General features: G+C 72.6%; 16 protein-coding genes and 1 tRNA gene. 1 reads left to right on the plus strand and 16 read right to left on the minus strand.

Annotated features, from left to right (window positions below; translation table 11 throughout):
- Positions 1-120: 120 nt before the first annotated feature.
- The 16 genes from QQZ14_RS17885 to QQZ14_RS17960 all read right to left on the minus strand — a co-directional run bounded on the left by QQZ14_RS17885 (position 121) and on the right by QQZ14_RS17960 (position 13,893).
- Positions 121-1,047: a hypothetical protein gene (locus tag QQZ14_RS17885; RefSeq protein ID WP_284535740.1), complete on the minus strand. Its 927-nt coding sequence runs from the start codon at positions 1,045-1,047 to the stop codon at positions 121-123.
- Between the two features lie 108 nt (positions 1,048-1,155).
- Positions 1,156-2,349: a glycine C-acetyltransferase gene (locus tag QQZ14_RS17890; protein ID WP_284535741.1), complete on the minus strand. Its 1,194-nt coding sequence runs from the start codon at positions 2,347-2,349 to the stop codon at positions 1,156-1,158.
- 3 nt (positions 2,350-2,352) lie between these two features.
- Positions 2,353-3,393, minus strand: a complete 1,041-nt coding sequence (gene tdh / locus QQZ14_RS17895; RefSeq protein WP_284535742.1) for an L-threonine 3-dehydrogenase — start codon at positions 3,391-3,393, stop codon at positions 2,353-2,355.
- 103 nt (positions 3,394-3,496) lie between these two features.
- Positions 3,497-3,850, minus strand: a complete 354-nt coding sequence (locus QQZ14_RS17900; protein WP_284535743.1) for a DsrE/DsrF/TusD sulfur relay family protein — start codon at positions 3,848-3,850, stop codon at positions 3,497-3,499.
- Positions 3,847-4,566 carry a PIG-L family deacetylase gene (locus QQZ14_RS17905; protein ID WP_284535744.1) on the minus strand — a complete coding sequence of 240 codons (720 nt, stop codon included), beginning with the start codon at positions 4,564-4,566 and terminating at the stop codon, positions 3,847-3,849. Before QQZ14_RS17905 ends, QQZ14_RS17900 begins: the two co-directional genes overlap by 4 nt.
- Positions 4,567-4,591: 25 nt before the next feature.
- Entirely contained in the window at positions 4,592-5,257 is a 666-nt protein-coding gene (locus tag QQZ14_RS17910; RefSeq protein ID WP_284535745.1) for an ArsR/SmtB family transcription factor, read from the minus strand.
- A gap of 350 nt (positions 5,258-5,607) precedes the next feature.
- Positions 5,608-6,831, minus strand: a complete 1,224-nt coding sequence (locus QQZ14_RS17915) for an amidohydrolase family protein (RefSeq protein WP_284535746.1) — start codon at positions 6,829-6,831, stop codon at positions 5,608-5,610.
- 221 nt (positions 6,832-7,052) lie between these two features.
- A tRNA-Pro gene (locus QQZ14_RS17920) sits at positions 7,053-7,126 on the minus strand.
- Between the two features lie 141 nt (positions 7,127-7,267).
- Positions 7,268-8,242: a hypothetical protein gene (locus QQZ14_RS17925; protein ID WP_284535747.1), complete on the minus strand. Its 975-nt coding sequence runs from the start codon at positions 8,240-8,242 to the stop codon at positions 7,268-7,270.
- A gap of 31 nt (positions 8,243-8,273) precedes the next feature.
- A complete protein-coding gene (gene der / locus QQZ14_RS17930; protein WP_284535748.1) occupies positions 8,274-9,653 on the minus strand; it encodes a ribosome biogenesis GTPase Der in 1,380 nt (459 codons plus the stop codon).
- The gene (locus QQZ14_RS17935) at positions 9,650-10,414 is read right to left on the minus strand and encodes a lysophospholipid acyltransferase family protein (protein ID WP_284535749.1); all 765 of its coding nucleotides are present in this window, start codon (positions 10,412-10,414) and stop codon (positions 9,650-9,652) included. The genes der and QQZ14_RS17935 overlap by 4 nt, the downstream gene beginning before the upstream one ends.
- A gap of 7 nt (positions 10,415-10,421) precedes the next feature.
- Positions 10,422-11,156, minus strand: coding sequence for a (d)CMP kinase (gene cmk / locus QQZ14_RS17940; protein ID WP_342395244.1), 735 nt, complete (start codon positions 11,154-11,156; stop codon positions 10,422-10,424).
- An 11-nt stretch (positions 11,157-11,167) separates the two neighbouring features.
- Positions 11,168-12,244 (minus strand): prephenate dehydrogenase, encoded by a 1,077-nt coding sequence (locus QQZ14_RS17945; protein ID WP_284535751.1) that lies wholly within the window; start codon positions 12,242-12,244, stop codon positions 11,168-11,170.
- Positions 12,237-12,623 (minus strand): chorismate mutase, encoded by a 387-nt coding sequence (gene aroH, locus QQZ14_RS17950; protein WP_284535752.1) that lies wholly within the window; start codon positions 12,621-12,623, stop codon positions 12,237-12,239. The genes QQZ14_RS17945 and aroH overlap by 8 nt, the downstream gene beginning before the upstream one ends.
- 72 nt (positions 12,624-12,695) lie before the next feature.
- Positions 12,696-13,088, minus strand: coding sequence for a VOC family protein (locus tag QQZ14_RS17955; protein ID WP_284535753.1), 393 nt, complete (start codon positions 13,086-13,088; stop codon positions 12,696-12,698).
- On the minus strand, positions 13,081-13,893 hold the full coding sequence (locus QQZ14_RS17960; RefSeq protein WP_284535754.1) for a helix-turn-helix domain-containing protein: 813 nt from the start codon (positions 13,891-13,893) through the stop codon (positions 13,081-13,083). Before QQZ14_RS17960 ends, QQZ14_RS17955 begins: the two co-directional genes overlap by 8 nt.
- A 74-nt stretch (positions 13,894-13,967) precedes the next feature.
- On the opposite strand from QQZ14_RS17960, the gene QQZ14_RS17965 reads away from it, so the two are divergent.
- Entirely contained in the window at positions 13,968-14,321 is a 354-nt protein-coding gene (locus tag QQZ14_RS17965; RefSeq protein ID WP_284535755.1) for an STAS domain-containing protein, read from the plus strand.
- Positions 14,322-14,328: the final 7 nt, after the last annotated feature.

Consider the following 14,328-nt stretch of genomic DNA (forward strand, 5'->3'; position numbering starts at 1 on the left):
TCGTCCCCGCGGTCGACTGCAGACCTGCGCGCCATCCGAACCCCCGTTCGTCCTCGCTCCGAGCAACGCGACACAGACATCAGACCACATCGGTGCGCGCCTGACGACCGCGCCCCCGGTTCAGCTGTGGACCAGGGCGGACAGCACTCTCGCGGCCGGTGATCCCGTCGGCACGGGCACGACGACGCGCGCCAGCCCCGCCACCAGTGACACGAGCGCGACGTCGGGGTACGCCGGGTGGGCCTCGTCCTCGACACCGTCCAGAGCGCGTCGCGTCACGAGCACCCGGGAGAGCGTGTGGACGGGTGACCGACCGCGGGCCAGCCCGATGCGCCCGAACACCTCGACGGTGTCCTCGTCCGCGGCGACGACGGCCGCGTGCAGCGTCATCGGGCGCAGCGCGTGGGCGACGCGCCGGGCAGCCCCCTCCAGCCCGTCGCCGCCGGGTCGCACGACCCGCCTGCCGTGCGACGCCACCACCCGCAGCTCCGGTCTGCTGGCGGCCACCGCCCGGTGGGCGTTCACGACCCCGATGTCGTCGAGCCCCAGCGCCGTCGGCTCGAGCATCCCTGGGGCGCGGCCGGGCTCGAGGGCGTCACCTGCCTCGCGGGCGACCGGCGGGCGCACGGCGAGGAGCCGGAGCTCCTCGACGAGCCGACCCGGGTTGGCCCGGTCGGCGCCGTTGTAGGTCAGGGTGACGACGTCTCCCTCGCGGGTGTGCACCAGGACCCGGGCGTCCAGCAACGTCACGACGTCCTCGATCGCGACCACGTCGGCGTAGGCGACCCGCCGGACGTCGTACCCGCCACCGGTGGCCGGCCGGCTGAGAACGGTCAGGTGCTCGGGCTCCAACGCCACCAGGTGGTCGTAGAGGTCCATGCCGGCGTGGGCATCACGACGGGCGATGCTCCGCGGCACCTTGAGCACCAGCCGGGCCGCTCCCAGGTCGAGACCGTGGGGACGGTAGAGACGCGGGACGTCGTCCTCGGACCGGACCTCGTCGACCCAGGGCCCGAACAGGTCGTACTCCCGGGTGTCGGTGACCACGGCGCCCTCCTCGTCGGCCCGACCCACGTTACGGGCTCAGAGCGTCCGGAACCGGCGAACGGGTGCGACCCCGGGTGCGACCCCGGTCACCCGGGGCGGCGTCCCTGCTCAGGCGAGGGCGGCTCGGGCGGCCACGAACGCCTCCACGCACCGGCGTACGTCGGCCTCCGCGTGCGCGGCCGACAGCTGGACCCGGATCCGCGCCTTGCCGCGCGGCACCACCGGGAACGAGAACGCGATGACGTAGACGCCCTGCGTGAGCATGTGGTCGGCGATCGCCGTCGCCACCCGGGCGCCGTCGTCGCCGGGGAACATCACCGGGATGATCGGGTGCTCGCCGGGCAGCAGCGCGAACCCCGCCTCGGTCATCAGCGACCGGAACAGCGCGCTGTTGGCGGCGAGGGTGTCGCGAGCCGCGCTGGAGGACGTCACCAGGTCGAGCGCCTTGAGCGAGCCGGCCACGACACCGGGGGCAACCGAGTTGGAGAACAGGTAGGGACGCGACCGCTGCCGCAGCAGGTCGACGACCTCCCGGTGGGAGGCGATGTAGCCGCCCGAGGCTCCCCCGAGCGCCTTGCCGAGCGTGCCGGTGAGGATGTCGACGCGGTCCATCACCCCGAACAGCTCGGGTGTGCCGCGTCCGCCGGGTCCCACGAACCCGACCGCGTGGGAGTCGTCGACCAGCACCATCGCGGAGAACTCGTCGGCGAGGTCGCAGATCTCGGCGAGCGGGGCGTAGCTGCCGTCCATGGAGAACACGCCGTCGGTGGCGATCAGCACCCGTCGGGCGTCGGCCTCGCGGGCCGCGACCAGCTGGGTGCGCAGGTCGGCCATGTCGGCGTTCCGGTAGCGGTAGCGGGCCGCCTTGCTCAGCCGGATGCCGTCGATGATCGAGGCGTGGTTGAGCTCGTCGGACACGATCGCGTCCTCCTCGCCGCAGAGCACCTCGAAGACGCCGCCGTTCGCGTCGAAGCACGAGCTGTAGAGGATCGTCGCCTCGGTCTGCAGGAACTCCGAGAGCCGCCGCTCCAGCTCGGTGTGCTGGGTCTGGGTGCCGCAGATGAACCGCACCGAGCTCATCCCGAAGCCCCAGGTGTCGAGCGCCGCCTTGCTGGCCGCGATCACCTCGGAGTGGTCGGAGAACCCGAGGTAGTTGTTGGCGCAGAAGTTCAGCGCGTCACCGGCGGTGGTGGAGATGTGCGCGGCCTGCGGCGTGGTGATCTCGCGCTCGCGCTTGTAGAGACCGGCGGCCTCGATCTCCGCCAGGGTGTCGGCCAGCTGCTGCTTGACGTCGCCGTACATGTGTCAGCTCCAATCCAGGACGGCCTTGCCGGCGGTGCCGGACCGGGTGTGCTCGAACGCCTCTTCCCACTGCTCCGCAGGCCCGCGCCACGTGATCACGGACTGTACGGCGTCCCGGAGGGCAGGGCCGGTCGCGAGCATCGAGCCCATCAGGTACCACGTCTCGAACATCTCACGACCGTAGATCCCCTTCAGCGTGATCATGTGCGTGATCACCCGACCCCAGTCGATCTCGTACGCCGAGTGCGGCAGGCCCAGCAGCGCGACCCGGCCGCCGTGGTTGAGGTTCAGGAGCATGTCGCGCACGGCGGCGGGCGCGCCGGACATCTCCAAGCCGATGTCGAACCCCTCGAGCATCCCGAGCTGCTCCTGAGCCCAGGCGAGGTCCTGGCCCTGGGAGAGGTCGACCGCGAGGTCGGCGCCGGCCCGGGCGGCCAGCGCCAGCCGCTCCGGCCTGAGGTCGGTCACCGCGATGCGCCGGGCCCCCGCGTGCCGCACGATCGCGGTCGCCATGATGCCGATCGGGCCGGCGCCGGTGATCACCACGTCCTCGCCCACCACCGGCCACTGCAGGGCGGTGTGGGTGGCGTTGCCCAGCGGGTCGAACAGCGCGCCGAGGTCGGGGTCGAGGTCCGCCGGCTGCACCCACGCGTTCGTCGCCGGGATCACGATGTAGTCGGCGAACGCGCCGTCGCGGTTGACCCCGATCCCGATGGTGTGGATGCACAGCTGGCGGCGGCCGGCGCGACAGTTGCGGCAGGCGCCGCACACGATGTGCCCCTCGCCCGAGACCCGGTCCCCCACCGAGACGTGGTCGACATCCGAGCCGACCTCGACGACCTCGCCGAAGAACTCGTGCCCGATCGTCATCGGTGTCTTGACCGTCGCGGCGGCCCAGTCGTCCCAGGTCAGCAGGTGCAGGTCGGTGCCGCACAGGCCCGCTCTCAGCACCCGGATCTTCACGTCGCGGTCCCCGCAGACCGGTTCGGGTACGTCGACGAGCTCGAGTCCGGGACCGGCGGTTGTCTTCACGAGTGCGCGCACGAGCCCATCCTGCACCGCGCACCGACCCGCCAGGCACGCGGGCACGCCGTCCGGTGCCGGCTGTCGCGAGCGAGTGCCGGATCGTCGCGTGCCGGACGTGCGGTCAGAAGGTCAGGACCTCGTCGGCCTCGACCGTCCAGGCCGCGAGCTCGTCCATCGTCGAGCGTGGCGCCTCGTCGATGAGGTGGCCCGCGGTGAGTCCACGCGCGTCCAGGCACGTGCCGCAACAGGCGATCCGCCCGCCGTGGCGGGCGAAGCCCTGGAGCATCCGGTCGAGGGTGTAGTAGCCGTCGGGCGTCTTCTGTCCCGCGACGGCGCAGGTCACGGCGTCGCCCATCAGGAACACCTTGACCTCGGCGTCGTCGCGTCGGCTGAGGGCGACCGCGAGTCGCACGGCGTTGTAGGTCTCGTCGGCACCGTAGGCGGGTCCGTTGAGGATGAGCAGGATCTGCTTCACGGCGCGATGCTCCTTCGTCCGGTGTCGTGGGCCGTGCCCGCTGCGATCGCACCGCGGCGCAGCCATCGCAGGTGCTCGTGGTCCCCCAGCAGCTCGATGCGGCGCCACATCACGCTGCCGGGCACGGCCTGGCTGGGGTGGCATCCCACGGCGTCGAGCTGGCGAGTGCGGTCCACCGGCACGACCAGGTCGATCTCGCTGTCGGTGTGGCCGTCGAAGGCGGCACCGTGCTCCTCACGCAGCTGTCGCGCGACCGTGGCGGGCACCGTCCAGCCGAGGACCGGCAGGTCCAGGGTCTCTGCGGCGCGGACGGCGGCGGCGGTGGCGTGGGCGTGGTCCGGGTGACCGGTGACGCCATCGAGGTCGAACCCGATGAGTCCGTCGGCACCGACGCCCTCGGCTGCGGAGATCACGTGTGCGGCGAGCTGGTCGAGGCCGACCTCGGGGAGGTGCCCGTCGGGGTAGGCCAGGAGCTCGACCGACTGCAGGCCGAGGGCGGCGGCGGCTGCGGTGAGCTCGTCGGTGCGCAGCTCGGTGAGGTCTCCGGGGACGCCGTGCAGGGTGGAGGCCTCGCCGCGGGTCAGGCACAGGACGGACACCCGGGCGCCGGCTGCGGCGAAGGCGGCGAGGATCGCCCCCAGGGCGAACGACTCGTCGTCGGGATGCGCGACGACGGCCAGCACCGAGCGCCACGGTGGCAGTGCGTTGTGCGTCATGGGCGTGCGCTCCTCGGCTCGCGCGTCAGGCGGCATCGGTCTCGAGGGCCAGGCCGGAGACGCGCCACTCCAGGACGCCGTCGGCGGCCCGCCGGGCCCTGAGCCCACGAGCGTTCAGCAGCCGGACCGCGTCGTGGGCCAGCACGCAGTACCGCCCCCGGCAGTAGGCGACGATCTCGAGGTCCGCGGGCAGCTCGGCCAGCCGCTCGGAGAGCTCCTCGAGCGGGATGTGGATCGCCCCGCGCAGGTGGCCGCCGGCGTACTCGGCTCCGGGCCGTACGTCGAGGACGACCGCGTCTCCCGCCTCCATGCGCCGCAGCAGCTCGGCGGTGTCGACCTCGTCGGTGTCCTCCGGACCGAGATAGGCGCGACGGGCGGGCTCGGTGTGCGGCCGGTGGGCGAGCGCGACCCCCCGCAGCTGCTCCCACAGCCGCGCGACGTCGTCACCGGCGAGCGAGTAGTAGACCCACTTGCCCTCGCGGCGCGGCTCGACCAGGCCGGACGCACGCAGGGTCTGGAGGTGCGCGGAGCAGGTGCTCATGCCGAGCGCCGCGGCGGCGGCGAGGCCCTCGACGCTCCGCGGCCCCTGCGCGAGGAGGTCGATGATCTCGAGCCGCTTGGGATGGCCGAGGACCTTGCCGACGGCGGCGAACTCGGCGAACAGGGTGTCCTTGCCGGACGGGTCACTCATCCCCGCCACCTCCTCGGTCCTGGCTGCCCGCTTTACGATACCTCATTCCATGAATCGACAGAATCTAACTGGTTCAAACTCCGACGAGCCTCACGGCCCGCTGTACGTGTTCCTCGACCACCCACTGCAGGTGCGTGTCGGGCATGGCGGGGTCGGTCTCGGCACCGTCTAGGGAAGGCAGACCGCCGAGCGGATGGTCCGGGAGGCTCGCTTCGCAGACGTCACCCCCACGACCTCGAGGAGGACCCGTTCAACGGCTGCTTCGTCGCCCACCCCTGCCGGGCGCCGCCACCGGGTCGCGCGAGAGGGATCGGGCGTGCCCGCCCGCTGCCTGGGGCCGGTCCCCCCAATCACCCGCTTGTCTCTCTTTGCACCGGGATTCCGCGCACGAGGATCGCTCGGGGACTGCCCAGGGTGGAGGTGTCCCGGGAGACGTCACCGTCCACCACAAGCACGTCAGCGGCATGGCCCGGCGCGAGGCGCCCGGTCTCGCCGGCGAGACCGCATGCCTGCGCACTGGCCGATGTCGCGGCCGCGAGGGCGTCGGCCGTCGAGTAACCCCCTTCGACCATCTCCCCGACCGTGCGCCACACATTGCCGTGCCGTTTCGGTGGCGCCATCCCGGAATCGACTCCGGTGATCACCCGAACGGCGTGCTCCCTCAGCCTGGCGAGCTCAGCGATCCGCGCAGCGTAGAACTCATCGAAGCTGCTGACTCCGAACCGTGCCATGAGCTCGGCGAGCGGCGGAGGCGGCGTCGGCATCAGCGCGTGGAAGCTGCGGTCATTCCCCATGGTGAGGTCCACGTACACGCCTCGTCGAGCCACCTCATCAAGAAGGTCGTCGTCGATCCTCGAGCCGTGCGCCGAGGACAGACCGGTGAAGTGCTCGATACCGTCCGCGCCGGCCGCCACGGCGTTCTCCATCGCGACGAGGGAGTGGGCGTGTGCGACCAAGGGCAGACCAACTCGGTGTGCCTCCTCGACGAGGACGGTCAGCTCGGCCGCCGTGAACTGCGCACCCAGCTGATCGCTCCCCGGGGTCGCGAACCCGCCGGAGGCCATCACCTTGATCACATCCACGCCTCGCTCGGCGCGTTCGCGGACTGCGGAACGGAGGTCAGCATCGAGCACTCCGCCGACGGCGCCGCCGAGGAAGTGGCAGTGCCCACCGGGGGTGGTGACCGGCGGCCCCGACGCGACCACGCGGGGCAGACCCGGAGCATCGCGGAATCCGAGCGTGCGGTATCGGATGTCGCCCAGGTCCCGGACTGTCGTCGCGCCGGCGGCAGCGTGGGCGCGCAGCGACGCGATGATGATCGCGTCGATCTCCCCGTCGGTCATGGCCGCCGTGCGTTCGAGCCCACCCACGGTGCAATCAGCGACCAGGTGGGTGTGACAGTCGATCAGGCCAGGGAGCACCGTGCCGTCGTACTCGGCGACGTCGACATCTGCCGGGAGGTCGACACGATCCGTATCGACGTCGACGATCCGGTCACCGGCGACCACAACCGTCGCCCCACCAGGCAGGAACCGGTTGCCGTCGAACGCATGCGCCGCACGGATCGCGAACACGCGACCATGCTCCTGGGTGCGCACCAATCCGGCAATGGATGAACCCCGCTCATTTCTCGCGAGGTGTCTGCCGCCCACCGCATGGGAGAGCCGAAGCCCGGGCGCCGCTGCTCCATGAGGTGGCCGCCCGGACCGATGGCGCGCGAACCGCCAGATGAAGAACACCCGGACCCACGCTTCCGTGGGTCCGGGTGTCCGCGATGTCCTGAGACATCACTTTGTCGGGCTGACAGGATTTGAACCTGCGACCCCTTGACCCCCAGTCAAGTGCGCTACCAAGCTGCGCCACAGCCCGAACACTCCGCGCGGTCCCGACAAGCGCGACCACCCGAGCGGCGTGAACACTACCGCAGCCGGGGCGATGACCCGGAATCGGGTCGTGTGCCTGCGCCCGCGCCATGGCGCGTCGGGGGGCACACGACCCGACGGGATCGCGTCAGTCCCGGACCTGGCCGCTGTCGTCGGACACCTTCAGCGACGAGATGTCGACGGCGACGAAGGCCGACGCCGGGATCTCCTTGAGCTCCTCCACCAGGGACGCGGGCCACCGGGCGTTCTGCTCCCCCTGGAAGTACCACGGCGAGCCGTTGTCGGCGAGCACCAGGCCGTACTTCTTCATCGCGGCGATCACCGCGACGGCGTACGCCGAGAAGCCCCGGGTCGAGAACCCGGCCCGCAGCCGGAACCGCGCGCCCATCGGCGGGTAGGCCCGGGAGTCCTGCGAGCCGGCGTCGTGCCGGGCCGGCCACAGGTGGTGGCGGCTCGTGACGTCGGTGGTGAACCGGATCGCGTGGTCGACCCTGCCGGCCCTGACCTCGTTCCAGCGCAGCAGCCCGGGCAGGATCGGCAGCCCCGCGGCGTCAGCAGACGTCCACCCGTCTGGCCGCAGCCGGTTGGACGTCAACGACCACACCGCTCCCGAGCCGGCGACCCAGCGTCCGCCGCGCACCCGGGTGTTCCAGGTCTCGTAGAGGCGGCACGAGCCGCGGTCGACCACGATCGCGTGCTTGTCCCCCGCCGACCCCCGGCCGCCCTCGATCCGGGTGTCCACGCCGAGCGGGTACCGCACCCGGTCGCTCTCGCTCGCGTAGTCGAACCGGACCCGTACCTTCGGGTGCGACGGCCTCACGACCGTGATCGGGATGCCGTAGTCGGGCCCGGCGCCGTACGACGGGCCGAAGTCAGGGTGCAGGTCCACGCCGGTCGACATGTGCGAGAGCCAGGCCCGGCTGCGGGCGTGCACCGGGAGGTCGCGGACGTCGGCATGCCACCAGCTGTCGGCCGGGAACGCCGAGCACGACGTGCCGCCGACCGGCCTGGCGTCGTACACCGGCCGGCCGGCGGACGACGGCGCGGCGGCCGACGAGCCGGCCAGCAAGCCGACCACCGCGAGGAGCACGAGCCTGCGCATGGACCGACGGTAGCCCTCGGACCGGCCGGGCCTACCGCTTGCGCTTCTCCCGCGGCCGCTGCTGCAGGATGATCGGGGTGCCGACGAACCCGAACTCCTCGCGCAGCCGGCGCTCGATGAACCGCTCGTAGCCCGCGTCGAGCCGGCCGCTGGTGAACAGCACGAACATCGGCGGCGCGGTCGAGGCCTGGGTGCCGAACAGGATCTTGGGCTGCTTGCCGCTGCGCACCGGGTGCGGGTGCTCGGCGACCAGCCGGCCGAGGAACCCGTTCAGCGCGCCGGTGGAGATCCGGGTCTCCCAGCCCTCCAGTGCCTTCTCCAGCGCCGGGACGAGCCGGTCGACGTGCCAGCCGGTCTTGGCGGTGATGTTGATCCGCGGCGCCCACTGCACCTGGACGAGCTCGCGCTCGATCTCGCGGTCGAGGTAGTAGCGGCGCTCCTCGTCGACGAGGTCCCACTTGTTGAACGCGATGACCAGCGCCCGGCCCGCCTCGCGGACGGTCTGCAGGATCCGGACGTCCTGCTCGGAGATCGACTCGCCGCCGTTGACGACCAGGACCGCCACCTCGGCGCGGTCGATAGCGGTCGAGGTCCGCAGGGAGGCGTAGTACTCGTGCCCGGAGGCCTCCTTGACCCGCTTGCGGATGCCGGCGGTGTCGATGAACCGCCAGGTCTTTCCGCCCAGCTCGATGAGCTCGTCGACCGGGTCGACCGTGGTGCCGGCCACGTTGTCGACGACGACGCGCTCCTCACCGGCCAACTTGTTGAGCAGGGAGGACTTGCCGACGTTGGGCTTGCCGACGATCGCGATCCGGCGCGGCCCGCGGGCCTCCGGCTCGCGCTCGGGCGGCGGCTCGGGCAGGGCGTCGAGGATCGCGTCGAGCATGTCGCCCGACCCGCGGCCGTGGAGCGCGGACACGGGCCACGGCTCCCCCAGTCCGAGGTTCCACAGCCCGTAGGCCTCGGCCTCGGTGCGCTGGTCGTCGACCTTGTTCGCGGCCAGCACGACAGGCTTGCCCGACTTGCGCAGGATCCTGACCACGGCCTCGTCGGCGTCGGTGATGCCGACGGTCGCGTCGACGACGAACAGCACGGCGTCGGCGAGCGTGACCGCGACCTCGGCCTGGGCGGCGATCCGCTCGGCGAGCCCCCGGGCGTCGGGGTCCCAGCCGCCGGTGTCGACCACGGTGAAGGCGCGGCCGTTCCAGTTGGCGTCGTAGGACACCCGGTCGCGGGTGACGCCGGGGACGTCCTCGACGACCGCCTCGCGGCGGCCGATGATCCGGTTGACCAGCGTCGACTTGCCGACGTTGGGCCGTCCGACGACGGCGAGGACGGGAACGGGGCCGAGTGCTTCGGCGTCCGCGGTGGCATCCGGGGTGCCGTCAGGGGCACCCTCGAGCTCGGTCATGGTGCTCCTTGATCGGTGACCCCGGTGGCGGGGTCTGGGTCTACGTCGGTCACGGGCAGCGGACCCGGCAGCTCCCGGCCGGTCGACGCGCGCGCACGGTCCAGCTGGACCAGCATGTGCTCCCGTAGCAACAACGAGGACTTCTCCACTTGTTCCCGGGTGCGTGGCCACGGGATCGGGTCGATCCGGTAGGCCTCGCCGAACACGAGGTCGATGCGCGAGCGCCGGGGCGGCAGCGAGTTGTGGTGGCCGCCGGGCTCACGGCTGCCGAGCATGGTCACGGGTACGACGGGGGCGCCGGACACCAGCGCCAGGTACGCCGCGCCACGGTGGAAGCGCCGCAGGTCGCCGGCCCCACGACCGCCCTCGGGGTAGATCCCGATCGCTCCCCCGCCGCGCAGCACCTTGAGGCAGGTCTTCACCGCGGCCGGATCGGGCCGGAACCGGTCCAGCGGGATCTGGCCGGCCTGGATCAGGAACCGGCCGAACAGCCCCCGGAACAGCTCGATCTTCGTCAGCGCGTGCGCCGGCCGCGGCGCGAAGATCGCGAGCAGCGGGCCGTCGAGGACGCCCACGTGGTTGGAGGCGTAGATCACCGGGCCGTGGCGCGGCACCTGCTCGGGCTGGTGGACGCGCACGTCGTACCACCGCCGGATCAGCCAGCGGGCCAGCGGCCGCAACGGCGAGTACAGCGCGTAGCGGGGCGCGCCCCGGGCGGTGTCGCTGCGCGGCAGCTCGCGGTGGGCCGAGAGGTCCTTCATCGCGCCCTCATCGCGCCGCCCTCACGCGCGCGTCGGCGTCCTCGACCAGCCCGACGACCAGCCCGATGACCTCCTCGAGGGAGTACGGCGTGGTGTCGATGTGCACCGCACCGTCGGCCCGCACGAGCGGCGCCGTGGCGCGGCCCGAGTCTATCCGGTCCCGGGCGAGCAGGGACTCCTGGGTCGCGGCCACGTCGGTCGCGCCGGTCGCACCCTGCTCGGCAGCCCGGCGTACGGCGCGGGCCTCCGGGTCGGCGCTCAGGTAGACCTTGACCGGGGCGTCCGGCGCGACGACCGAGCCGATGTCGCGGCCCTCCACGACGATGCCCCCGGCGCGGGTCTCGCGGGCGATGACCGCGCGCTGCAGGTCCAGCAGGCGGGCGCGCACCTCGGGGACGGCGCTGACGGGCGACACCGCACCGTTGACCGCGTCACCGCGGATCTCCACGGCGACGTCGGTGCCGTCGACGGTGATCGTCGGATTCTCCGGGTCGGTCCCGGAGACGATGTCGGGCTCGCCGCAGCGCGCCGCGACCGCGCCGGCGTCGTGGACGTCGACGCCCTCACGCAGCAGCCACCAGGTCATCGCGCGGAACATCGCGCCGGTGTCGAGGTAGCGCAGGCCAAGCCGGGTCGCGACGCCGCGCGACGTGCTCGACTTGCCCGATCCCGAGGTGCCGTCGACGGCGATCACAAGACCGACGAGAGCGTCGGGGGCGGGCGTGCTCGAGGTGTGCTCCACGGGGCCGCAGCCTACCGGTGAGTCACCCATCCCCGTGACTCCAGAGACGTCAGCAGGTGCTCGGCGCGGGTCTCGTCGACCACGAGTTCGACCAGTCCGACGGGCCGGCCCGGGTCGTGGTCGATGTGGACGTCCTCGATGTTGACCCCGCTGGCGCCGGCGTCGGCGAACAGGCGGGCGAGCTCGCCGGGGTGGTCGGGCACCGAGACGAACACCGATCGGGTGGGCCGCGCGGGGCCGCCGTGCTTGCCGGGGATCGCGCGGGTGCCGGCGACGCCCTGGGCGAGCACGGTCTCGAGGGCGTGCCGGTCGTCGGCCGCCACGGCGTCGATCACGGTGTCCAGCTGCGCCCGGACCTCGGCGAGGAGGCCGAGCACGGCCTGGGCATTCGCGGAGACGATCTGGCCGTACAGCGCCGGGCTGCCCGCCGCGACGCGGGTGACGTCCCGGACTCCCTGACCGGACAGCGCGAGGTGCTGCTCCGGAGCGCCGACCAGGCGTCCCGCGACCAGCGAGGCGAGCAGGTGCGGCACGTGGGACGTCCGCGCGACCGCCTTGTCGTGCTCCTCCGGGCTGAGCGGCACCGGCACGGCGCCGCACAGCACCGCGAGCGCCTCGACCAGGCGTACGGCGGCGGCCTCGTTGCCGTCGTGCGGCGTGATCGCCCACGGACGGCCGTCGAAGAGCACGGGCGTCGCGGCCAACGGCCCGGACCGCTCCGAGCCGGCCATCGGGTGCCCGCCGACGTAGCGGCTCGCCACCTCCGGACCCACGGCCCGCTCCACCTGCGCGGCGAGGCCGGACTTCACGCTGCCCACGTCGGTGACCACGGCCTCGGGACGGTCCCGCAGCGCCTGTGCGATGACCCCGCTGAGCGCGTCGGGCGGCACGGCCACGACCACGAGCTGCGGCCGGTCGTCCGTGGCGCTGGGCCGGCCGGCGCCGAGGCCGGAGGCCGTGCGCACGTGCTCGACCGCGGCGTCGGACAGCAGGACGTCGAGGCCGGCGCGGCGGCAGGCCAGCCCGATCGAGGTGCCGAGCAGCCCGGCGCCGACGACCTCGACCGGTCCGGTCAGCTCGCTACTCATCGTCGGGCACCGACCGGACCCGGGTCAGGTCGGTGCGCAGCGCCGCCGCACCGTGCAGGTAGACGTGGGTGATGTCGGAGCGCGGCAGGTCGGTCTCGACGTGCGCCATCATCCGCACCACCCGCGGCATCGAGCCGGCGATCTCCAGCTCGCGGGCGCAGATCAGTGGCACGTCGCCGAAGCCGAGCCGGCGCGCGGCGTACGCCGGGAACTCCGAGACCAGGTCGGAGGTCGCGGTGAAGATCACCGAGATGAAGTCGTCGACCTCGAGTCCGTTGGCCGCCATCACGTCCACGACCATCTCGGCGACCCGCTCGAGCATGTGGTCGCGCGTGTCCTCGTCGAGCTGGGTCGCTCCTCGCACTGCCCTGACTGCCACGCCGCAAGGTTATCGACGCGACGCCCCACCCTCGCGCCGGTCTCACCCGGCGGGTCCCTGGCTCAGCGAGGCTCAGGAGGGCTGGTAGCTGCCGAAGGACCAGTGGTTGCCCTCGGGGTCCTCGACGCTGCCACCCCGGCCGCCGTAGTCCTCCTCGACCATCTCGCGGACCACGCACGCCCCGGCGGCGACCGCCCGGTCGAACGCCGCGTCGGGGTCGGCGGTCACCAGGTAGGCCGCCGACCCGCCGGCGTTGCGGACCACGCCGCCCTCGCGCAGCGAGCCGAACATGATCCCTCCGCCCTCGGGCCACAGCCACTCGGCATGGACGACGACCGACGGGTCGGCCTCGTCGCGATACGTCGCGTGCTCGACGAACCCGACCGCACCGAGCCAACGCATCATCGTGTCCGCGTCACGGAACGCGAGGCTCTGCCAGTGCTTGATGTGCTGGGCGTCACTCATGCGGCCAGCGTGCCGCGGCATCGCCACCCAGGTCTTGGAGGAATGGGAACTCCTCCCGCAGCCAGGTGGACGGCGGGCAGCCGGCCAGCGCAACCCACTCGCGGGTGAGGTGCGCCTGGTCCGCGTACCCGCACGCGTGCGCGACGTCGGCCAGCGGGACTCGGCCGACCCTCGCGCGGGAGGCCTCGAACCGGCCGAGTCGCTGCACCTGCTTCGGCGACAGTCCGGTCTCGGCCCGGACGAGCGCCCCCAGGTGCCGTCGGCTGTAGCCGACGTCGTCGGCGACGGCCTGCACCGGGACGCCGCGCGCCAGGAGGTGACAGGCGCGCTCGACCTCGCCCCGCGGAGAGTCGGGCTGGCGCCGCGCCAGCTCGGCGTGGAGGGCCGAGGCGACCACCGCCGCCCGCTCCGCCGGCTGCGCGGCGGCGAGCCGCTCCGGGAGGTGACGCAGCCGTGGAACCGCCGCCTCGAGCTCGTCGAGCTCCAGCAACCCGCCTGCGAGCGCGGCGGCGGGGAGGCCGAGCAGCGCACGTGCCCCCGCGAACGTCAGCGCCACCTGTACCCCCTCCTGCCGGCCGCGGTGGTGGATCTCGGCGGGGTGGGGGTGGAGCCCGGACAGCGACGACCAGCCGCACCTGCGGCTGCCGGGCTCGCCCGCCCACGAGACGTCGAGCGGCTCGCCGACGGGCAGCACGAACGTCACGGTCGTCGACGGCAGACCTCGGTGGATGCCGGGTGCGCCCAGGTCGACGTCGTACGCCGAGAGGGACGCGACGTACGGCGCGAGCGGGGCGGCCGGGCGCATGTGAACAGGCTAATCACCCCTCCGGGTGGAGCAGTTCGCTCCGATTCCGGCGCCACAGCGTGTAGAACGAGCGAGTGCCCACCTTCCAGCCCCTGACGATCGCCGTCGAGCCGCACGGTGACGTCACCGTGATGCGGTGCGCGGGCGAGATCGACATCGCCACCGCCGGCCTGCTGCGGGCGCGCATGACCGACGTGCAGGTCGACGGGCCCAGCGACCTCGTGGTGGTGCTGGACGACGTCACCTTCCTCGACTCGCTCGGGCTCGGCGCCCTCATCAGCGCCCACAAGCGCGCCCGGGTGCTGCAGGGGTCCTTCACGATCGTCTGCACGAGCAGTCCGGTGCTGCGGGTGTTCGCGGCGACCGCGATGCACCGGGTGTTCCGGATCGTCGACACCCTCGACGAGGCACTCGAGCAGGACGCGTAGGACCCGG

The sequence above is a fragment of the Nocardioides sp. T2.26MG-1 genome (assembly GCF_950101795.1).
Classification (GTDB): Bacteria; Actinomycetota; Actinomycetes; order Propionibacteriales; family Nocardioidaceae; genus Nocardioides.